Annotated in this window: 17 protein-coding genes and 4 tRNA genes; 3 read left to right on the top strand and 18 right to left on the bottom strand. The window is 45.0% G+C overall.

What is annotated here, in order from left to right:
• Positions 1–143 precede the first annotated feature (143 nt).
• Positions 144–1,280 (top strand): murein hydrolase activator EnvC family protein, encoded by a 1,137-nt coding sequence (locus AAFX28_RS22745; protein ID WP_408690777.1) that lies wholly within the window; start codon positions 144–146, stop codon positions 1,278–1,280.
• Positions 1,281–1,346: 66 nt separating this feature from the next.
• On the opposite strand, the gene AAFX28_RS22750 is transcribed toward AAFX28_RS22745, so the two are convergent.
• The 4 genes from AAFX28_RS22750 to nudC form a co-directional block, all read right to left on the bottom strand.
• Positions 1,347–2,303: a DHHA1 domain-containing protein gene (locus AAFX28_RS22750; protein WP_408690778.1), complete on the bottom strand. Its 957-nt coding sequence runs from the start codon at positions 2,301–2,303 to the stop codon at positions 1,347–1,349.
• Positions 2,304–2,378: 75 nt separating this feature from the next.
• A complete protein-coding gene (locus AAFX28_RS22755; RefSeq protein ID WP_408690779.1) occupies positions 2,379–3,014 on the bottom strand; it encodes a TetR/AcrR family transcriptional regulator in 636 nt (211 codons plus the stop codon).
• Positions 3,015–3,118: 104 nt separating this feature from the next.
• Entirely contained in the window at positions 3,119–4,186 is a 1,068-nt protein-coding gene (gene hemE, locus AAFX28_RS22760) for a uroporphyrinogen decarboxylase (protein WP_134837063.1), read from the bottom strand.
• Between the two features lie 269 nt (positions 4,187–4,455).
• The gene (gene nudC / locus AAFX28_RS22765; RefSeq protein WP_408690780.1) at positions 4,456–5,229 is read right to left on the bottom strand and encodes an NAD(+) diphosphatase; all 774 of its coding nucleotides are present in this window, start codon (positions 5,227–5,229) and stop codon (positions 4,456–4,458) included.
• 178 nt (positions 5,230–5,407) lie between these two features.
• On the opposite strand from nudC, the gene rsd reads away from it, so the two are divergent.
• Positions 5,408–5,902 (top strand): sigma D regulator, encoded by a 495-nt coding sequence (gene rsd / locus AAFX28_RS22770; RefSeq protein WP_408690781.1) that lies wholly within the window; start codon positions 5,408–5,410, stop codon positions 5,900–5,902.
• A gap of 483 nt (positions 5,903–6,385) precedes the next feature.
• On the opposite strand, the gene rpoC is transcribed toward rsd, so the two are convergent.
• From rpoC to AAFX28_RS22835, 13 genes are all read right to left on the bottom strand, one after another.
• Entirely contained in the window at positions 6,386–10,591 is a 4,206-nt protein-coding gene (rpoC, locus tag AAFX28_RS22775) for a DNA-directed RNA polymerase subunit beta' (RefSeq protein ID WP_408690782.1), read from the bottom strand.
• A gap of 87 nt (positions 10,592–10,678) precedes the next feature.
• On the bottom strand, positions 10,679–14,707 hold the full coding sequence (rpoB, locus tag AAFX28_RS22780; RefSeq protein ID WP_408690783.1) for a DNA-directed RNA polymerase subunit beta: 4,029 nt from the start codon (positions 14,705–14,707) through the stop codon (positions 10,679–10,681).
• Positions 14,708–14,940: 233 nt separating this feature from the next.
• A complete protein-coding gene (gene rplL, locus AAFX28_RS22785; RefSeq protein WP_053441452.1) occupies positions 14,941–15,309 on the bottom strand; it encodes a 50S ribosomal protein L7/L12 in 369 nt (122 codons plus the stop codon).
• A gap of 57 nt (positions 15,310–15,366) precedes the next feature.
• The gene (gene rplJ / locus AAFX28_RS22790) at positions 15,367–15,861 is read right to left on the bottom strand and encodes a 50S ribosomal protein L10 (protein WP_171761342.1); all 495 of its coding nucleotides are present in this window, start codon (positions 15,859–15,861) and stop codon (positions 15,367–15,369) included.
• 288 nt (positions 15,862–16,149) lie between these two features.
• Positions 16,150–16,854 carry a 50S ribosomal protein L1 gene (gene rplA / locus AAFX28_RS22795; protein ID WP_008078230.1) on the bottom strand — a complete coding sequence of 235 codons (705 nt, stop codon included), beginning with the start codon at positions 16,852–16,854 and terminating at the stop codon, positions 16,150–16,152.
• 4 nt (positions 16,855–16,858) lie between these two features.
• On the bottom strand, positions 16,859–17,287 hold the full coding sequence (rplK, locus tag AAFX28_RS22800) for a 50S ribosomal protein L11 (RefSeq protein ID WP_006957115.1): 429 nt from the start codon (positions 17,285–17,287) through the stop codon (positions 16,859–16,861).
• Between the two features lie 160 nt (positions 17,288–17,447).
• Positions 17,448–17,996 (bottom strand): transcription termination/antitermination protein NusG, encoded by a 549-nt coding sequence (gene nusG, locus AAFX28_RS22805; RefSeq protein WP_004415884.1) that lies wholly within the window; start codon positions 17,994–17,996, stop codon positions 17,448–17,450.
• 13 nt (positions 17,997–18,009) lie between these two features.
• Complete coding sequence (gene secE, locus AAFX28_RS22810; protein ID WP_004415886.1) at positions 18,010–18,390, bottom strand: preprotein translocase subunit SecE; 381 nt, start codon at positions 18,388–18,390, stop codon at positions 18,010–18,012.
• A 276-nt stretch (positions 18,391–18,666) separates the two neighbouring features.
• Positions 18,667–19,851: an elongation factor Tu gene (tuf, locus tag AAFX28_RS22815; protein ID WP_408690752.1), complete on the bottom strand. Its 1,185-nt coding sequence runs from the start codon at positions 19,849–19,851 to the stop codon at positions 18,667–18,669.
• 137 nt (positions 19,852–19,988) lie between these two features.
• Positions 19,989–20,064: transfer RNA gene (locus tag AAFX28_RS22820), tRNA-Thr, on the bottom strand.
• Positions 20,065–20,076: 12 nt separating this feature from the next.
• Positions 20,077–20,151 (bottom strand) — tRNA-Gly (locus tag AAFX28_RS22825).
• A gap of 35 nt (positions 20,152–20,186) precedes the next feature.
• Positions 20,187–20,271: transfer RNA gene (locus AAFX28_RS22830), tRNA-Tyr, on the bottom strand.
• Positions 20,272–20,305: 34 nt separating this feature from the next.
• Positions 20,306–20,381: transfer RNA gene (locus tag AAFX28_RS22835), tRNA-Thr, on the bottom strand.
• A 205-nt stretch (positions 20,382–20,586) separates the two neighbouring features.
• Here AAFX28_RS22835 and coaA point away from each other — a divergent pair.
• Positions 20,587–21,510 carry a type I pantothenate kinase gene (gene coaA / locus AAFX28_RS22840; RefSeq protein ID WP_408690784.1) on the top strand — a complete coding sequence of 308 codons (924 nt, stop codon included), beginning with the start codon at positions 20,587–20,589 and terminating at the stop codon, positions 21,508–21,510.
• A gap of 168 nt (positions 21,511–21,678) precedes the next feature.
• Here the strand turns inward: coaA and AAFX28_RS22845 are convergent, their stop codons facing one another.
• Positions 21,679–22,104 (bottom strand): DUF805 domain-containing protein, encoded by a 426-nt coding sequence (locus AAFX28_RS22845; RefSeq protein ID WP_408690785.1) that lies wholly within the window; start codon positions 22,102–22,104, stop codon positions 21,679–21,681.
• Positions 22,105–22,147: the final 43 nt, after the last annotated feature.

Raw genomic sequence — 22,147 nt, forward strand, 5'->3', positions numbered from 1 at the left:
CCTATATAAAAGCCTGAGCACCTACCTGCTCGGGCTTTTTGTTTTCTCTTCGCCCTGCTGCAACTTTTGACATTCTCCTTTCTTCAAATCAAAAGGTTTGGGTATACTGGCTATCTCTCAAATAGTTAGGACAGATTTGAACAATGGCAATCACCCCATTAAGGACGCTACTCTCTCGCAAGACTTGGCTTGCGCTCGGGTTGATACTTTCTGCCTCTTCAATAGCCCCTAGCTACGCTGCCAATAATGCAGAACTGAAAGGCGTCAGCGGTGAAATCTCGCGCCAGAAACAGTCGCTTTCTAGCCAACAGAAGAAACTCGATTCGCTACAAAAGTCGCTAAAAAGCCAAGAGACGACCATTACTCGCTTGGAAAGAGAAATCAAAGAAACAAAATCTTCCCTCGCGACAACCAATGCAAACATCGCCAATCTAGATAAAAAAGTCGAATCACTCCAACTCCAGAAGAAAACCCAAAGTGACAAATTAGCTGAATTGATTCAAACCTACTATGTCACTCAACGTGCTAAAACTTCTTCAAACATACTCAATCAAGGCGTTGAGGAAGACCGAATCAGTCAATACTTCCAGCATCTAGCAAAAGCCAGAGCAGAAACAATCAGTGAGCTTGAAGCAACGGTAAGAGAACTTGATGACAGCCAAGAGCAGCTCAAATTAGAGAAAGAACAAATCACGACGCTGCTTAATCAACAAACTAAAAAGCGCGATCAGCTGGCCAAAACTCAGTCTCAACGTAAGGGGACGGTGTCAAAAATTCGCAAAAGCATTTCGAATGACAAAGTCTACCTCTCTGAGCTACAACGTAATGAAACTCGCTTAAAGGCAGAGATTGCCAAAGCCGCAAAACGTAATTCTGTGCCAATGGACGGTATAGCTCGACAGAAAGGTAAACTGCCATGGCCAGTAAAAGGTCGCGTTTTACATAACTACGGCTCTCGTCAAACTGGTCAAATAAAGTGGAAAGGTATGGTGATCGACGCCAACTATGGCCAACCAGTTAAAGCGGTTTACTCAGGCACTGTCGTATTTGCCGACTATCTCCGCGGTTATGGCTTAGTTGTACTGCTAGACCACGGTAAAGGAGATATGACGCTATATGGATTCAACCAGAGCCTGATGAAAAAAGAAGGTGATAAAGTCACTTCCGGTGAAACCATCGCACTTGCCGGAGATACTGGAGGCCAACCTCAAGCATCACTCTACTTTGAAATTCGTCGTAACAGTAAAACACAAAATCCGAAGAGTTGGTTAACGCGATAATTGACCGCGAACAGATACAAATAAGGCGTCTTTTTCTCTCGAAAAGACGCCTTATTTTTTAAGTCTCTATCTGTAATGGTTCTCGACAGCATCAATGAAAGCGGGTAACTCCTCTTTCGGTAGGGCATTAATCCCTGCTGCTGCGGCTCTGCCTCCACCAGATGGAAATTGCGAACAAATGTCCCCAGCACCTTGCTTATTATTCAATGGCGCTCTTAAAGACACCGTATACGTCCCATCTTGATTTTCCGTCAAGACAGCGTGAGCAGAGTCCGGAGATTGATTTGCTAGCAGGTTGCCATAAACACCGCTAATACGACGTGATGAGGCTTGATTAGGCAGTTCAAACACACTCAACTGTTCACTTTTGTGTTGCGGCTCAATCGCCAGAGCTTTATCCATATCTTGTTGATAAGCCGAGCGAAGTGTGTGAAATGGTGAGTTTTGATCAGCAATCACAGCAAATGGATCATCATAGGCCAAAAGCTCTTTAAACAGTTTTGCTGGATCAAAGTGAAGGTCCTCAATCTTGGAGCCATAGCCATTGTAATTGATTAAAGTGCCTAGCTCTTTTAACTGCTCCTTCTGCTCAACGCTAAAACCCGCAAGCTCTGCCAGTTGGTCTGCTTTTGCTATTAAATTATCGCCATACGCAGCGGTAATCGCCCAAGGGTGAAACCTGCCTTGCAGCAACTCATCGACAATCAAAGCCGTACAAGTGTTAGCATCTAAGTTAATGTGAGCGTCAAGATTTACGTGTTTAGGTATATCACCAGCTTTATGGTGATCGGCGTAAAACACCTGAGCACCTACGCTAAGAAGCGCTTCCAAGCCCTGCTTATTCTTCTCCATTGAGATATCCAGCGCAGTAACTGAATCACCTTCAGTTACTGTAAGTTTCTCTAACAGCTGAATATCGCGCTTCACTCCAGTAATCAGAGTTGATAACTTTGGCTCTGCCAAGCGAAGCTGGAGTAGCGCGATAATGCCATCCGCATCACCGTTAAAAACATCGTAGTGCATAAAACAAAACCCATTAAAATATCTTTCGATACTCTAATGGGTTCTCAGTGTATTAACAATTTCAGTTAGTTATGACTAAGCATGAATCGCTTTAACGCCATCTTCTAAAAGCTGAAGCTGTTCAAGACCTTGCGCTGTTGCCTTAGGTTTAACTACAGAGATCATTTGCAGCATACCTTGGTGAATCACTTGCTCAGTAATTTGTGTTTTAGGCGACATTGCGGCTTGATAGCCTAACCAGCTTGACGCAATTAAGTGTAACGTAGTCACCAATGACTTCATCTCACTGTCTTCCACTGAAACGAGTTCTAAGCCGACAAACGCGCGCATGATGTTAATTAGGTTTGATTGAAGCTTCTCTTGAACTTGAATGTACTCATCATGCAGCTGCTCATCTCGCTGCAAGATCTCTGGCAGATTGGCGTAGAAAAAACGATATTTCCACATCAGCGTAAAGATAGAATCTAAGTAGTGCTTTAACAGTACTAAACTTTCTTGTTGGCCTTGAATAGGGGTAAAACGCTCAAGCAACTCATTTGAATAGAGCGCAAAGATCTCACGGACAATCTCTTGCTTATTACGAAAGTGATAATAAAGGTTACCTGGGCTGATATCGATATGAGCCGCAATATGGTTAGTTGTGATATTGCGCTCACCGTGCTCATTGAATAACTCTAGTGCTGCAAGCACGATTTTATCGCGTGTTTTCATTCTTTCCCGAACCCTATTCCATTAATCTAATCAGTATAACTGAGTATATTAACCAATAACAAAAAAGCGCCTGATTAGACCAGACGCTTTCATGTGTTTCTTAGTTATTTGTGGTACGGCTTTGATAACTCATGAACCGCATCAACAAATACGCCCGCATTTTCTGGCGGCACATCCAAGTGGATGCCGTGACCAAGGTTAAAGACATGGCCAGTGCCTGCATCACCAAACCCTTCAAGGATCGTTGCGACTTCTTCACGAATGCGCTCAGGAGAAGCATATAGCATTGATGGATCCATGTTGCCTTGCAGTGCCACTTTATCGCCTACGCGCTTCACTGCATCTTGGATATTGATAGTCCAGTCTAGGCCAACTGCATCACAACCTGTTGCAGCGATTTGCTCTAACCACATACCACCGTTCTTAGTGAACAGAGTAACAGGAACGCGGCGACCATCGTTCTCACGAATCAAGCCATCAACGATTTTGTGCATGTACTGCAGCGAGAACAAGTTGTAGTCGCGAGGAGTAAGAACACCACCCCAAGTATCAAATACCATTACTGATTGAGCACCGGCTTTGATCTGCGCGTTTAGGTATTCAATGACACTGTCAGCCAGCTTATCTAGTAACAGATGTAGCGTTTGTGGTTCTGCATACATCATCTTTTTGATCTTAGTGAACGCTTTTGAGCTGCCACCTTCAACCATGTAAGTTGCCAGTGTCCATGGGCTACCAGAGAAACCAATCAGTGGTACGTCACCATTCAGATCTTTACGGATCTGACGAACAGCATTCATCACGTATTGCAGCTCACCTTCAGGATCTGGCAGACCAATCTTCTCAACATCCGCCTTACAAGTGATTGGCTTATCAAATACTGGGCCTTCACCAGCGGCAAAACGCAGTTCTAGACCCATTGCATCAGGAATCGTCAGAATGTCTGAGAATAGGATTGCAGCATCAAGAGGAAAACGGCGTAGTGGTTGAAGGGTTACTTCTGATGCAAGTTCTGCATTCTTACACAAAGACATGAAATCACCCGCTTCTGCGCGTGTCGCTTTGTATTCTGGAAGGTATCGACCTGCCTGACGCATCATCCATACTGGAGTGTAATCTACCGGCTCTTTAAGTAGGGCGCGAAGATAGCGGTCATTCTTTAATTCAGTCATTCCGTTTTTCCGATTGTTAGGCTTATTTCTGTTGGGGCTATTCTAACACTGTTTGGCTCTCAAAAGCTGTGTGCTTTGCAACCTAGATCAAGTTATTAACTTTTAAATCAATGCTTAATTTGCACCCAATTAGTAACAGTGTTAAAAATTTGTTTGCTAGCGAAAACTACAATTATAAACCGAGCACTTAGTGCTTGGCATCTCATAACGACATCTTACTTACCCCCTCCTTCTGGAGGGTTTTTTTTACTTATTTTTCAGAAAGATAATCATATCTCACCACAGGTATGCTCAATTAATTCTCGAGCAATAGTTCCTTTAGGAGCAATCGGTGGTAGCGCATTGTAGTCAAACCAACGAGCATCACTTAGCTCACTATAATCCGGCTTCAGCTCTCCAGACTCAAATTCGGCAGTAAATCCCATCATCATGCTAGAAGGAAACGCCCAAGGTTGACTGCCAAAGTACTGGATGTTCTTAACTTGAACGCCCGTTTCTTCTTTTACTTCTCGAGCCACGCACTGTTCAAGCGTCTCACCCACTTCAAGGAAACCTGCGATCACCGTATACATTCCATTGCGATGTCTTGGGTGTTGAGCCAATAAGATTTGCCCTTGCTTACGTACTGCAACAATGATGCATGGGAAGATACGAGGATAGTGAAGCGTTCGGCAATCACCACACTGCATAGCAAGTTGGTTATGGTTGAGATGGTTTCTACCTCCACATAGTGGGCAAAAACGCATACTTTGCGTCATATGGCTATATTGCACTGCCTTACTGAGTAACAAAAAAAGTTCACTAGGAAATTCGAGGCATTCTCGCAATGAGATAAGCTCAATATCTTGCTCTATATCAGCCGCATTGAGCCACAATACTGGCGCATTGTTATAACGACCAATTTCTATCGCAACGTCTTGTGGCAGTGATAAATCTTGTGCCGTACCAAATGGAATCGCATTATCAACTAACCAAACATCACTTCCTGATACAACACACCAATAAGAATTTAGCGTACGGTTTGTGTCACTTTTATTTAACATTCCACCCCCTCTTCACTTGCAGTTCGTCTATTTTACTGGCAATCTAAATTCATACCAGAGTTTGTAGTCCATCAATTTTGAGACTATAAATTCTAGTAAGGACAAGAGCTTGTATCTCTACATATGCTTTAAGCTCAGAGCTTAATGGTCACCCAAGAAGTGACCCGATCATGAGGATATGGTCATGCTAAATAAATTCAAACAGACACAAGAACAATGGGGTGGCTCAAGTGAAGTCATCGATCACTGGCTTGAAACCCGTCAGTCACTTATCGTTGAGTATTGTAAGCTAGGCTCCCTTCAACCGGTTAACGGGCAATCAAACGTTGTCGAACTTCCTTCCCCAAAAGAGATAAGCTCATTCTGCAATCATGTTGTAGATTACATCTCTGAAGGTCACTTTAAGATCTACGATATGGTGATGGAAAAGTGGCAGGCAACAGGCTTCAAATCCAATGACGATATTGATGCTACCTACGCAAAAATAGTCCTGACTACCGAACCACTACTAGAATTTAATGATAAATACGTAAAAGTTAGTGCCGATGATGAGCTACCTAACTTTGAAGTGGATATGTCGAAAGTAGGTGAACTGCTCGAAGTGCGTTTTGAGGTTGAAGATAATTTAATTCAATTGATAGCCGATAGCTTAGCGATCCCACCAGGCGCATAAGCGAAAAGCGAAAAGCGAAAAGCGAAAAGCGAGATTTATTCTGAGGGTTGACGTGTATGCGTCGACCCTTTTGTGTTTTAAGAATGGTCATCAACGGGGGGCTCAAAAGGCGCCTGACCTTTGCTTCAATACCGTCATTCCCGAGAGGGAGGTACGACCGAGTTGGGGATCTCTTAAAGCAATTCGATAGCAAATAGAGATTCCCTACTCGCTCCTTCGTCACTCTATGGAATGACTATCAGTAAGAATCCCCGTGTTTCCTCACTTTCGTTTTAATAACGTCATCCCCTAGAGGGAAGTACGACTGAGTTGGGGATCTCTTGAAGCAAGTCGAAGGCAAACATAGATTCCCTATTCGCTCCTTCGTCACTCTATGGAATGACACTCTCTAGCAACACTCATCATATTCAAAATGACAAATTACCTTTCGCCAAAAACAAAAAAGGCACCCGAAGGTGCCTTTTATCATTTCTTAGCTATCGATTACTCGTCAGCTGAGAAACCAGCGTTAAGTAGTGCTGCAAGGTTGTCAGTCGCTTGTTCAGCTGAAGGACCTTCTTGCTCTTCTGCACGCTTAGCTTGACGATCTTGGTGGTAAGCGAAACCTGTACCTGCTGGGATTAGACGACCAACAATTACGTTTTCTTTCAGACCACGTAGCTCATCACGCTTACCAGAAACGGCTGCTTCTGTTAGTACGCGAGTTGTCTCCTGGAACGATGCCGCAGAGATGAACGATTCAGTAGCTAGAGATGCTTTAGTGATACCTAGAAGCTCACGCTCGAAACGAACTAGCTCTTTACCTTCAGCTTCTAGCTGACGGTTAGCAATCTTAACGTTCGCGTATTCAACCTGTTCACCAACTAGGAACTCAGTAGAGTCACCAGCGTGAGTGATTGTACACTTACGTAGCATCTGACGAACGATAGTCTCAATGTGCTTATCGTTAATCTTAACGCCTTGTAGACGGTATACTTCTTGAACTTCGTTCGCGATGTATTGAGTCACAGCGTGGATACCACGTAGACGTAGAATGTCATGTGGAGACTCTGGACCGTCTGCGATCACGTCACCACGTTCAACTTTCTCGCCTTCGAATACGTTAAGCTGACGGTGCTTAGGAATCATCTCTTCGTAAGCGTCGCCGCCGTCACGAGTGATTACTAGACGACGTTTACCTTTCGTCTCTTTACCGAAGCTCACAGTACCTGTGTGCTCAGCAAGAATTGCAGGCTCTTTCGGCTTACGTGCTTCGAATAGGTCAGCTACGCGTGGTAGACCACCGGTGATATCTTTGTTACCGCCAGATTTCTGAGGGATACGAGATAGAGTATCACCCACGCCTACTTCAGCGCCGTCTTCGATGTTTACAATCGCTTTACCAGGTAGGAAGTAGTGAGCTGGCATTTCAGTACCAGGGATCATTACGTCGTTACCTTGCTCATCAACAAGTTTGATTGCTGGACGCATATCTTTACCTGCTGCTGGGCGAGCTGCTGCTTCAGTTACTTCGCTTGAAGATAGACCTGTTAGGTCATCTGTTTGACGAGAAACTGTTACACCGTCGATCATGTCAACGAACTGGATGCGACCTGCCACTTCAGTGATGATTGGCATAGTGTGCGCTTCCCAGTTAGCTACTGTATCACCAGCTTCAACTGAGTCGTTGTCGCCTTTAGATAGTAGAGAACCGTAAGGCAGTTTGTGCTTCTCTTTCGTACGACCGAACTCATCAATGATAGTTAGTTCAGATGCACGAGAAGTGATAACAAGCTTACCGTCTTTGTTCGTTACGAACTTAGCGTTGTGTAGCTTAACTGTACCCGTTGTCTTAGCTTGGATGCTGTTCTCTGCTGCTGCAGTAGATGCCGCACCACCGATGTGGAACGTACGCATCGTAAGCTGTGTACCCGGCTCACCGATAGACTGAGCAGCGATAACACCAACTGCTTCACCTTGGTTCACTAGGTGACCACGTGCTAGGTCACGACCGTAACACTGTGCACAACAACCGAAGTCCGCATCACAGGTAACAACTGAACGCACTTTCATGCTATCTACAGAGTTGTCTTCCATGATCTGACACCACTTCTCATCGATTAGAGTATTACGTGGGATCAGAACTTCTTCAGTACCTGGCTTAAGAACATCTTCAGCAACTACACGACCTAGTGCCAGCTCAGAAAGTGCAACTTTAACGTCACCACCTTCGATGTGCGGCATCATGTCAACACCTTCGTGGGTGCCACAGTCATGCTCGTGTACTACAACGTCTTGAGCAACGTCTACTAGACGACGAGTTAGGTAACCCGAGTTCGCTGTTTTCAGTGCCGTATCCGCAAGACCCTTACGAGCACCGTGCGTTGAGATAAAGTACTGAAGTACGTTTAGACCTTCTTTAAAGTTCGCAGTGATCGGCGTTTCGATAATTGAGCCATCTGGACGTGCCATCAGACCACGCATACCTGCTAGCTGACGAATCTGAGCTGCAGAACCACGTGCGCCCGAGTCGGCCATCATGTAGATGCTGTTAAATGACTCTTGCTGCTCTTCTTCACCTTCACGGTTTACTACCGTTTCAGATGAAAGGTTTTCCATCATCGCTTTTGCTACGCGATCGTTGGTCGATGCCCAAATATCGATCACTTTGTTGTAGCGCTCACCCGCAGTTACAAGACCAGATTGGTACTGTTCTTGAATTTCGCGAACTTCTGCTTCCGCTTCTTCGATCTCAGTGTATTTCGCTGCAGGTACAACCATATCGTCGATACCAACAGATACACCAGAAAGTGCCGCGTAAGCGAAACCTGTGTACATGATTTGGTCAGCAAAGATTACCGTGTCTTTAAGACCTAGCTTACGGTACGCTTCGTTAAGTAGGTTAGAGATTTGCTTCTTACCTAGCTTTTGGTTAACGATGCTGTACGGTAGACCTTCCGGTACGATTTGCCATAGCATTGCACGACCGATAGTTGTATCAACCATCTTAGTCTCAGTAGTGCTATTACCATCTTCGTCTTTAACAGTCTCAGTGATACGAACTTTAACGCGAGCGTGTAGCTCAGCAGTCTTAGTGCGGTATGCCTTCTCAGCCTCAGCTGGGCTAGCAAGGTACATACCTTCGCCTTTCACGTTGATCTTGTCACGAGTCATGTAGTACAGACCCAATACAACGTCCTGAGAAGGTACGATGATCGGATCACCTGACGCTGGCGACAGAATGTTGTTTGTCGACATCATCAGAGTACGAGCTTCAAGCTGTGCTTCTAGAGTTAGAGGCACGTGAACCGCCATTTGGTCACCATCGAAGTCGGCGTTGTATGCCGCACACACTAGTGGGTGAAGCTGGATCGCTTTACCTTCGATTAGTACTGGTTCGAACGCCTGGATACCTAGACGGTGAAGTGTAGGTGCACGGTTCAATAGTACTGGGTGTTCGCGGATAACTTCGTCTAGGATATCCCAAACGATCGCTTCTTCGCGCTCTACCATTTTCTTAGCAGCTTTGATTGTAGTCGCAAGACCACGAGTCTCTAGCTTGCTGTAGATGAATGGTTTGAATAGCTCAAGTGCCATCTTCTTAGGAAGACCACACTGGTGTAGACGAAGGTATGGACCTACTGTGATTACAGAACGGCCAGAGTAGTCTACACGCTTACCTAGAAGGTTCTGACGGAAACGACCTTGTTTACCCTTGATCATATCAGCAAGAGATTTCAGAGGACGCTTGTTCGAACCAGTAATCGCACGACCGCGACGACCGTTGTCTAGAAGTGCATCAACAGACTCTTGCAGCATACGCTTTTCGTTACGTACGATGATGTCCGGAGCAGCTAGCTCTAGAAGACGCTTCAAACGGTTGTTACGGTTGATTACGCGACGGTATAGGTCGTTCAGATCAGAAGTCGCGAAGCGACCGCCATCTAGTGGTACTAGAGGACGTAGATCTGGCGGAAGTACCGGAAGCACAGTTAGGATCATCCACTCTGGGTTGTTACCAGATTGAACAAACGCTTCAACAAGCTTCAGACGCTTAGTGATTTTCTTACGCTTAGTCTCTGAGTTAGTAGACTGAAGCTCTTCACGCATTTCTTCGATTTCAGCAGGAAGATCCATAGACGCAAGTAGGTCTTTGATCGCTTCTGCACCCATCTTAGCCGTGAATTCATCACCCCACTCTTCTAGACGATCCAGATACTCTTCTTCAGTAAGCATCTGAGATTTTTCTAGATCAGTCATACCTGGTTCAGTTACTACGTACATTTCGAAGTAAAGAACACGTTCGATATCACGTAGAGGGATATCCATCAGTAGACCGATACGAGACGGTAGTGATTTTAGGAACCAGATGTGAGCAACTGGTGAAGCAAGCTCGATGTGGCCCATGCGGTCACGACGAACTTTAGTTTGTGTAACTTCAACGCCACACTTCTCACAGATAACGCCACGGTGTTTTAGACGCTTATATTTGCCACAAAGACATTCGTAGTCTTTCACTGGACCAAAGATACGCGCACAGAACAGACCATCACGCTCAGGCTTGAACGTACGATAGTTGATCGTTTCAGGTTTCTTAACTTCACCGAAAGACCATGAACGGATCATGTCTGGTGAAGATAGACCGATTTTGATTGCATCAAATTCTTCGGTCTTATGCTGCGCTTTTAGAAAGTTTAATAAGTCTTTCACAATCAGCTCCTGTAAGGAGTTAAAAGGAGCTCACCCGCAAAAGTGAGCACCTTCTACCAAATAATCGTATTCTCTAAAGAGAAAAGATTACTCTTCGTCTTCTAGCTCGATGTTGATACCTAGCGAGCGAATCTCTTTCAACAGTACGTTGAATGATTCTGGCATGCCAGGTTCCATGCTGTGGTTACCATCTACGATGTTCTTATACATCTTAGTACGGCCGTTAACGTCATCCGACTTAACTGTTAGCATTTCTTGAAGCGTGTAAGCAGCACCGTATGCTTCTAGTGCCCATACTTCCATCTCACCGAAACGCTGACCACCGAACTGAGCTTTACCACCAAGTGGTTGCTGAGTTACTAGGCTGTAAGAACCAGTTGAACGAGCGTGCATCTTGTCATCAACAAGGTGGTTTAGTTTCAGCATGTACATGTAACCAACAGTTACAGGACGCTCAAACGCATCACCTGTGCGACCATCAAATAGCGTTAGCTGACCAGATTCTGGTAGGTCACCTAGTTTTAGTAGCTCTTTGATTGATTGCTCAGAAGCACCGTCAAATACTGGAGTCGCGATCGGTAGACCACCACGTAGGTTCTTGATCAGCGTACGAACTTCGTCATCAGATAGAGACGCAACGTCTACTTTCTGACGAGTTTCACCAAGATCGTAAACCTTCTGTAGGAAGTCACGGAACTTAGCTAGCTCTTGCTGCTCTTTCACCATTTGGTTGATCTTGTCACCGATACCTTTCGCTGCCAGACCTAAGTGAACTTCTAGGATCTGACCGATGTTCATACGCGATGGTACACCCAGTGGGTTTAGTACGATGTCAACCGGCTGACCTTTCTCATCGTAAGGCATGTCTTCAACAGGGTTGATCTTAGAGATTACACCCTTGTTACCGTGACGACCCGCCATCTTATCACCAGGCTGGATACGACGTTTAACCGCTAGGTAAACCTTAACGATCTTCAGTACGCCAGGTGCTAGATCATCACCTTGAGTGATCTTACGACGCTTAGTTTCAAACTTCTTATCGAAGTCAGCTTTTAGCTCATCCCACTGCTCAGCAAGTTGCTCAAGCTGTGACTGTTGCGCATCGTCTTCAAGCGTTAGCTCTAGCCACTTCTTACGATCGATAGAGTCTAGCTTCGCTTCAGTGTAACCACCGTCAATTAGTACAGCTTTAACACGGTTTAGAAGGCCACCCTCAAGAATCTGGAATTCTTCAGTAAGGTCTTTCTTCGCTTCTTTAAGCTGCATCTGTTCAATTTCAAGCGCACGTTTGTCTTTTTCAACACCGTCACGAGTAAATACTTGAACGTCGATGATCGTACCTGACACTGAGTTTGGTACGCGTAGAGACGTATCTTTAACGTCTGACGCTTTCTCACCGAAGATAGCACGTAGTAGCTTCTCTTCAGGAGTTAGCTGAGTTTCACCTTTAGGCGTTACTTTACCTACAAGGATGTCACCGCCTTTCACTTCCGCACCGATGTAAACGATACCTGACTCGTCTAGTTTAGACAGAGCAGACTCACCTACGTTTGGAATGTCAGCTGTGATTTCTTCAGCACCAAGCTTAGTATCACGCGCCACACAAGATAGCTCTTGGATATGGATCGTAGTGAAACGGTCTTCTTGAACTACGCGCTCAGATACTAAGATCGAGTCTTCGAAGTTGTAACCGTTCCAAGGCATGAATGCGATACGCATGTTCTGACCAAGCGCTAGCTCACCAAGGTCTGTTGAAGGACCATCAGCAAGAACGTCGCCACGTGCTACTGGTTCACCCGGCATCACACATGGACGCTGGTTGATACACGTGTTTTGGTTCGAACGAGTGTATTTAGTTAGGTTGTAGATATCGATACCTGCTTCACCAGGAATCAGCTCGTCTTCGTTAACTTTAACAACGATACGAGAAGCATCTACAGACTGGATTACACCACCACGTTTCGCTACAGCTGTAACACCAGAGTCAACTGCGATGTTACGCTCGATACCAGTACCAACTAAAGGCTTATCAGCCTTAAGCGTTGGAACTGCCTGACGTTGCATGTTCGCACCCATCAATGCACGGTTCGCATCATCGTGTTCTAGGAACGGGATAAGCGATGCAGCGATAGATACAACCTGGTTAGTTGCAACGTCCATGTAGTCAACATGTTCGCGTGGGTGTAGGCCAGATTCACCTTTCTGACGAGCAGTGATTAGCTCTTCAGAGAATGTACCTTCTTCAGTAAGAACAGTGTTCGCCTGAGCGATAACGTACTGACCTTCCTGAATAGCAGATAGGTAATCTACTTCGTCTGTTACTACGCCATCTACAACACGACGGTATGGAGTCTCTAGGAAACCGTACTCGTTACAACGTGCAAACGCAGATAGAGAGTTGATCAGACCGATGTTTGGACCTTCCGGAGTTTCGATAGGACATAGACGGCCGTAGTGAGTTACGTGTACGTCTCGAACTTCGAAGCCAGCGCGTTCACGAGTTAGACCACCAGGACCCAATGCAGAAATACGACGCTTGTGCGTTACTTCTGATAACGGGTTGTTTTGGTCCATGAACTGTGAAAGCTGTGAAGAGCCAAAGAATTCTTTAACCGCAGCAGAGATCGGCTTAGCGTTGATAAGATCTTGAGGCATGATTGCATCAAGGTCACCAAGGCTTAGACGTTCTTTAACAGCACGTTCAACACGTACTAGACCAACGCGGAATTGGTTTTCTGCCATTTCGCCAACAGAACGGATACGACGGTTACCTAGGTGGTCGATATCGTCCACTTCACCGATGCCGTTACGGATTGCGATAAGCTTCTTCATCACTTCAACGATATCAGTTTCGTCAAGTGTGCCTTGCTCTTGAGCATCTTCACGTTCGATAGAGCTGTTGAACTTCATACGACCAACAGTCGATAGATCGTAACGCTCTTCAGAGAAGAATAGGCTTTCGAATAGTGCTTCAGCAGCTTCTTTCGTTGGCGGCTCGCCCGGGCGCATCATGCGGTAGATTTCTACCAGTGCAGAAATACGATCAACAGTGCTGTCGATACGTAGTGTTTCTGACATGAATGGACCGTGGTCTAGATCGTTAGTGAATAACGTCTGTAGAGCTTTGTGGCCTGCCTGAGAAAGGTTAGCTAGTGCTTCAAGGCTGATTTCTTGGTTTGCACCAACAATGATCTCGCCAGTCGCTTCGTTGATGTAATCTTTCGATGCAACTTTGCCTACGATGTACTCAACTGGTACTTCGATATGCTCAACGCCATCTTTTTCAAGCTGACGGATGTGGCGTGCAGTTACACGACGACCTGTTTCAACGTAAGTCTTACCGTTTGCTTCGATATCGAATGACGCAGTTTCACCACGTAGACGATCAGGAACAAGCTCCATAAGTAGAGTTTGATCTTTAACTTCGAAGTTCACCTTCTCAAAGAAGATGTCCAGGATCTCTTCTGTCGTCTTACCTAGTGCGCGAAGAATGATAGATGCTGGTAGCTTACGACGGCGGTCGATACGTACGTATAGGTTATCCTTAGGATCAAACTCGAAATCAAGCCATGAACCACGGTAAGGAATAACACGTGCGTTATACAGAACTTTACCTGAAGAGTGAGTCTTACCCTTATCGCTGTCGAAGAATACGCCAGGGCTTCTATGAAGCTGGGATACGATAACTCGTTCAGTACCATTGATTACAAAGGTACCATTGTCTGTCATAAGCGGAATTTCGCCCATGTAGACTTCTTGTTCTTTGATGTCTTTAACGGTGCCTGCTGGCGCGTCTTTATCAAAAATTACTAGACGTAGTTTTACGCGTAGTGGCTTTGAGTACGTTACGCCGCGGATTTGACATTCTTTAACATCAAATACTGGCTCACCAAGACGGTAGCTAACGTATTGCAGCTCAGAGTTGCCGTTGTAGCTCTGAATCGGGAATACAGAACGGAAAGCAGCTTCAAGACCGTATTGACCCTCAGGATCCTGTTCGATGAATTTTTCGAACGAATCGAGCTGGATCGATAGCAGGTATGGAATGTCCAAAACTTGTGGACGAGTACCAAAGTCCTTACGGATGCGCTTTTTCTCGGTATAAGAGTAAACCATGGGGTTCCTCAGCTCGCTGATAAGTGACCCAAACTGTCTCCAATCGTTATGAGACAGTGACTGAAAATCTGTTTGATTGTAGTAGCGTTTCATTAAGAGATAATGAAACGTTTTTTGCTAGAGATCTGGGTGCTCAAACAGCGGAAAAATCACCCAACCCCTACAGCGCAAAAAGGCCGGTGGTTATAAAACCACCAGCCATTAGCCGTTAGGCTAAGAAGCTTAAGTAATAATTACTTAACAACAACAGTTGCGCCAGCTTCTTCTAGCTGAGCTTTAAGAGCTTCAGCTTCATCTTTCTCGATGCCTTCTTTTAGTGGAGCAGGAGCTGAGTCTACTAGACCCTTAGCTTCTTTAAGGCCTAGGCCAGTTGCGCCACGTACTGCTTTGATTACAGCAACTTTGTTACCGCCAGCAGATTCTAGGATTACGTCGAATTCAGTTTGCTCAGCAGCAGCTTCGCCTGCAGCAGCGCCGCCAGCTACAACAGCAGCAGCAGCAGAAACACCGAATTTCTCTTCCATTGCTTCGATTAGTTCAACAACTTGCATTACAGACATTTCTGCAACTGCGTCTAGGATTTGCTCGTTAGTGATAGACATAACAATTCTCTTTTAAATCAACAATAAGTTTAAATAGCAACCAGTGAAAAGCAAGGCTTAAGCAGCAGCTTCTTCTTTTTGGTCGCGTAGTGCAGCGATAGTACGTACCAGCTTGCCTGCAGAAGCTTCTTTCATGCACATCATTAGGCGTGCGATAGCTTCGTCGTAAGTTGGTAGTGTCGCTAGTACTTCAGCGTCAGTTAGCGCGCCTTCAAATGCAGCAGCTTTGATCTCGAAGTCTTTGTTCTCTTTAGCGAAGTCTTTGAAAAGACGCGCTGCAGCACCTGGGTGCTCGTTAGAGAATGCGATTAGCGTAGGACCAGTGAAAGTGTCAGTTAGACACTCGTAATCTGTACCAGCTACCGCACGACGCATAAGCGTGTTACGAACAACACGTACGTAAACACCAGCTTCACGAGCCTGTTTACGTAGTGAAGTCATAGCACCAACTTCAACGCCACGAGAATCAGCTACAACTGCAGAAAGTGCACCACTGGCAGCTTCGTTGACTTCAGCAACAATTGCTTTTTTGTCTTGAAGGTTTAAAGCCATCTTGGATTTACTCCTGGTTGTCGTTACACCACTCACTATCATCACGACAGTGAGAGTTATTTAGGTGCTTCCCAGAAGAAAGTAACTATTTACATAGAGCTTTCTGTCAGTTCGGGCACCATCTACGTAGGGAAATTAAGTTTACAAAAAGCAAACACCTACGGTCTTGGACGGAGACTGGGTCATAATTCAGACTAAATTCTAACGAATTTAATGAACCAAAGTTCAGCCCCAACCACAAATATTAGGCGCAGAATTATACACTAATTCCACGCCTAAGCAAATATATTAGTTTGCTAGAGTGTTCAGGCTACCCTGATCAACAGCAACACCAGCACCCATTGTAGTAGAGATGCTAACCTTCTGAAGGAATGTACCCTTAGCAGAAGACGGCTTAGCTTTCTTCAGAGCAACTAGAAGAGCTTCTAGGTTCTCTTTGATCTGCTCAGCAGAGAAGTTTGCTTTACCGATTGTAGTGTGGATGATGCCGTTCTTGTCGTTACGGTAACGAACCTGACCAGCTTTAGCGTTCTTAACAGCTTCAGCAACGTTAGGAGTTACAGTACCAACTTTAGGGTTTGGCATTAGACCGCGAGGACCTAGGATAGTACCTAGTTGACCTACAACGCGCATTGCATCTGGAGAAGCAACAACTACGTCAAAGTTCATTTCGCCTTTCTTCACTTGCTCAGCAAGATCTTCCATACCTACGATGTCTGCGCCAGCTTCTTTAGCTGCTTCAGCGTTTGCACCTTGAGTGAACACTGCAACGCGGATTTCGCGGCCAGTACCGTGAGGTAGTACAGTTGCACCACGTACGTTCTGGTCAGATTTACGAGCATCGATGCCAAGGTTAACAGCAACGTCTACAGACTCAACGAATTTAGCAGTAGCTAGTTCTTGAAGAAGAGCAACAGCTTCGTTGATTTCGTATTCTTTAGTTACGTCAACTTTTTCGCGGATTACGCGCATGCGCTTAGTTAGTTTAGCCATCTTATTAACCCTCTACCACTAGGCCCATTGAACGAGCAGTACCAGCGATTGAACGCTTCATTGCTTCGATGTCAGCACCAGTCATATCAGCAGCTTTAGTTTCTGCGATTTCTTGGATTTGAGCGTCAGTTACAGTACCCACTTTTTCAGTGTTTGGACGACCAGAACCAGACTTAACGCCAGCAGCTTTCTTAAGAAGAACAGCAGCAGGTGGAGTCTTAGTGATGAACGTGAAAGAACGGTCGTTGTATACTGTGATAACAACTGGAGTAGGTAGACCTTTCTCGATAGATTCTGTTTTTGCGTTGAACGCTTTACAGAATTCCATGATGTTAACACCGTGTTGACCTAGTGCAGGACCAACTGGTGGACTTGGGTTCGCCATACCAGCAGCAACTTGTAGCTTGATGTAAGCTTCAACTTTCTTAGCCATGATTATTCCTAATTTTGGGTACAAACGCTAATCGGCTGATCAGCTCCCCGTTGATATAAATACTTTTTACTTCGGCCATAACTTTCGTTTGAGCCAAAATAATAAGGCGCGAAATTATAGTCATAATTCGCGCCCTAAACAACCCTGTTAAGGTGTTTTTTTAATCAAGTTTTTCAACCTGACCAAATTCAAGCTCAACTGGTGTCGCACGACCAAAGATCGATACAGACACTTTTACGCGGCTCTTATCATAATCCACTTCTTCAACAGTACCGTTGAAGTCTGCGAATGGACCATCAGTAACACGTACAACTTCACCCGCTTCGTACATAGTACGTGGACGAGGAGCTTCACTTGCTTTCTCTAGACGGTTAAGAATCGCATCAGCTTCTTTATCAGTGATAGGAGCTGGACGATCAGAGGTACCACCAATGAAGCCCATGACACGCGGCACACTGCGTACTAAGTGCCATGATTCATCGTTCATGATCATCTGAACAAGGACGTAACCAGGGAAGAACTTACGTTCAGACTTACGACGCTGACCAGCGCGCATTTCAACTACTTCTTCAGTAGGAACTAGTACTTCACCAAACAGCTCTTCCATGCTGTGCATTTTGATATGCTCGCGAAGAGATTGGGCTACACGACCTTCAAATCCAGAGAAGGCTTGAACCACATACCAGCGTTTTTTTGGAGCTTCACTCATGAATTAAAACCCTCTATACCCCAGTTGCTAATGCAACAAGACGAACCATAATGCCGTCAATGCCCCATAGCACTAGAGCCATTACAATACTTACAGCTAAAACGATCAGTGTTGTTTGCATAGTTTCTTGGCGTGTAGGCCAAACTACTTTACGTACTTCCATACGAGATTCTTTTGCAAACTCGATCGCAGCTTTACCTTTAGTTGTTGTAGCAGCAACACCAAGTGCCGCAGCGATAAGTACAACAACACCTGCAGCGCGAATCACTACAGACATCTCACCGTACAGGTAATTACCCACAACAGCGGCAGCTAACAGAGCAAAAGTGACAATCCACTTAAAGATATCTGCGCCATTTGAGCTCTCAGGAGTTTCAGCATTATTTGCTTTCATAAAACCAACCTGTCTAAGTCTTAATATAGACGACAACAACCCCGCTGTTGCAGGGCAAATCCATGAAACGACAATCTTAATGAATTGACGTACTCTTTTTATTGATCAAGACGCAACACCTCGACCAAAAAATTCCTGCTAAACACCTATTTGGATAAGAAACCAACAGGCATTTTATTCAGTGCAGAAAAAGGGCATCAAATGATGCCCTTTTTGCTACTGGTTCGTCAAATCTAATTAATAGATTTTCCGAAGTCTTTAGCTAATTCCTAAGAATTAGTCGAAGATCTTAGCAACAACACCAGCACCTACTGTACGGCCACCTTCACGGATAGCGAAACGTAGGCCTTCATCCATTGCGATTGGAGCGATTAGCTCTACTTGCATTTGGATGTTGTCACCTGGCATTACCATTTCTACGCCTTCTGGTAGAGAGATGTCACCAGTTACGTCAGTTGTACGGAAGTAGAACTGTGGACGGTAGCCTTTGAAGAACGGAGTATGACGGCCGCCTTCGTCTTTAGAAAGTACGTATACTTCTGACTCGAACTTAGTGTGTGGGTTGATTGAACCAGGTGCAGCAAGTACTTGACCACGTTCAACTTCATCACGCTTAGTACCACGTAGAAGTGCACCAACGTTCTCACCTGCACGACCTTCGTCAAGCAGCTTACGGAACATTTCAACACCAGTACAAGTAGTAGTTGTAGTGTCTTTGATACCAACGATTTCTACTTCGTCACCTACAGTTAGGATACCACGCTCGATACGGCCAGTTACTACTGTACCACGACCTTGGATTGAGAATACGTCTTCGATTGGTAGTAGGAATGGTTGGTCTACTGCACGCTCTGGCTCTGGGATGTAAGAGTCTAGTGCTTCAGCAAGCTCAACGATTTTCGCTTCCCACTGCTCTTCGCCGTTTAGTGCGCCTAGTGCAGAACCTTGGATAACTGGTAGGTCATCACCTGGGAAGTCGTACTCAGATAGAAGTTCACGAACTTCCATTTCTACTAGCTCTAGCAGCTCTTCATCATCAACCATGTCACATTTGTTCATGAATACGATGATGTAAGGGATACCAACCTGACGGCCTAGTAGGATGTGCTCACGAGTTTGTGGCATTGGACCATCTGTTGCAGCAACAACTAGGATACCACCGTCCATCTGTGCAGCACCTGTGATCATGTTCTTAACATAATCCGCGTGTCCTGGACAGTCTACGTGTGCGTAGTGACGTGTTGGAGTGTCGTACTCTACGTGAGAAGTAGCGATTGTGATACCGCGCTCACGCTCTTCTGGAGCGTTATCGATAGATGCGAAGTCTTTCGCAACACCGCCGTACACTTTAGCAAGTGTAGTACAGATAGCAGCAGTTAGAGTTGTTTTACCGTGGTCAACGTGGCCGATAGTACCAACGTTTACGTGCGGTTTCGTACGTTCAAATTTTTCTTTAGACATGAGTTGTCCCTCTAGGTACGGATTTAGGTGGCTTTGATGACCACGCAACCAAAAAAGTATTGGTGATATAGTTACCTTCAATCACTAAACGTAGTTTAGTCGAGAGAAAGTATCAAAAGGAAAGTGTGCTTGAGAGCTGGTGCTGATACCCAGAGTCGAACTGGGGACCTCATCCTTACCAAGGATGCGCTCTACCGCCTGAGCTATATCAGCATCACTATTGAGTGGAGCGGGCAGCGGGAATCGAACCCGCATCATCAGCTTGGAAGGCTGAGGTAATAGCCATTATACGATGCCCGCAACACGTAACTCTGTGAGCTATTTCCTTAAGAATATGGTGGAGGGGGACGGATTCGAACCATCGAAGGCAGTGCCAGCAGATTTACAGTCTGATCCCTTTGGCCACTCGGGAACCCCTCCAAATTTTTACTCCAAATCTCTCATAAAGGAGAAATGGTGCCGACTACCGGAATCGAACTGGTGACCTACTGATTACAAGTCAGTTGCTCTACCTACTGAGCTAAGTCGGCATAAGTGGTGCGCATTCTATTGAATGATTTTCTACCTTGCAATAGCTAATTTAAAAAAAATCCGCTTTTTACCAACTTTCTGTTTGATTGCCGAAAAATCACGCAATTCTGTTTATAAAAGACGCGAATGTCGTATCCGTCATTTGCAATATTTGTTGGTTGTTGTATTTTCGCAGCTCTATCGTAAAACCAAGTTAGGATGACTATGACCCCGTATCTCTCTTTTAATCGTCAACAATGGGCTGAATTACGCAATTCAGTACCGATGACATTATCCGAGACCGATCTGGTCGAGCTGCAAGGCGTCAATGAAAGCCTAACGATGGATGAAGTAGAAGAAATTTATCTGCCTCTCGCTCGATTATTAAATCTTTATATCGCAGCAAGACAAAACCGAAATTCCGTATTGAATAATTTCCTCGGTAACCAAGAGAGCGCTCCACCTTTTATCATAGGTATCGCAGGTAGTGTTGCGGTAGGTAAAAGTACCACGGCACGTTTGCTTAAGGCCTTACTTTCTCGCTGGGATAATCACCCTAAGGTAGAGCTCGTTACGACTGACGGTTTCTTGTACCCGAAAAAGGTTCTTGATGAACGCGGTATTATGCATCGTAAGGGTTTTCCTGAATCTTACGATATTAAGCGCTTGGTCCAATTTGTTTCAGATGTGAAAGCAGCAAAACCAAACTTAGAAGTTCCAGTGTATTCGCATATTACTTACGATATTACTGATGAAGTTAAAGTGGTCGACCGACCTGATGTCTTGATTATAGAAGGACTCAACGTTCTGCAAAGCGGTATGGATTACCCACACGATCCTCACCGTGTATTTGTATCAGACTTTTTAGACTTCTCTTTATATGTTGATGCAGAAAGTGAAGTGATAGAGCAGTGGTACGTAGAACGCTTTTTGAATTTCCGTAAAGGCGCATTCACTAAGCCGGGTTCTTACTTTAGTCACTACACTCGCCTATCGGTCCCTAAAGCCATCGAAAAAGCCCACAGCATTTGGCAATCGATCAATGGTGTAAACCTCGATGCGAATATATTGCCAACCAAAGGTAGAGCGCACCTTATTCTTAAAAAAGGTGCTAGCCATAAAATTGAAGAAGTGTTTGTGCGTAAGTAGCTAGAGACTAGAAGTTTGAAAGGGTTGGCATTGATTCCAACCCTTTTAGTATCCACAGATAAGTCTGTCATTATCGAGAATGAGGCTCAAAGAGATTCCCTATTCGCTCCTTCGTCACTCTATGGAACGACACCCATTTCTTTGGACAAAGCCCGTTACTACTGTGAGTTATTTAGGTTCCGAACCGTATTGGTTATCACCGCTAGTGCCTTTTAAGAAACCACACTCAACCAAGATCCAAGCACCACAAAGTAATGCAGCGAAAGAGCTTACCGCTTGAAGCATCGTCGTATCCGTCGCAATACTCGGATCACCGACAGGTACTGTCATTCGCCCAATCACCAAAGGTACATTAAGTAATAGCCACCAGCTTGATTTACCTCGGTCATGCCAACGTTTGGCAGTAATCGCTAAGTCTGGAATAAGAACAACGATTAGAAACACAGGAAGAACCAGATGTGCCAGAGATGGGAACAGTACATTCATCCCCATGGCAAAACCAACAATCAACAAATAGTAAACGGCGTTCCAAATCCAATAGACTTTACGTCCTATTCGACCTTGAAACGAAAATAGCAATTCTTTCATCGACATCATTAATACCTAAAAATACAAAACAATTAGAGGTGATTACCTC

The organism is Vibrio sp. TBV020, assembly GCF_046056895.1.
GTDB lineage: Bacteria > Pseudomonadota > Gammaproteobacteria > Enterobacterales > Vibrionaceae > Vibrio.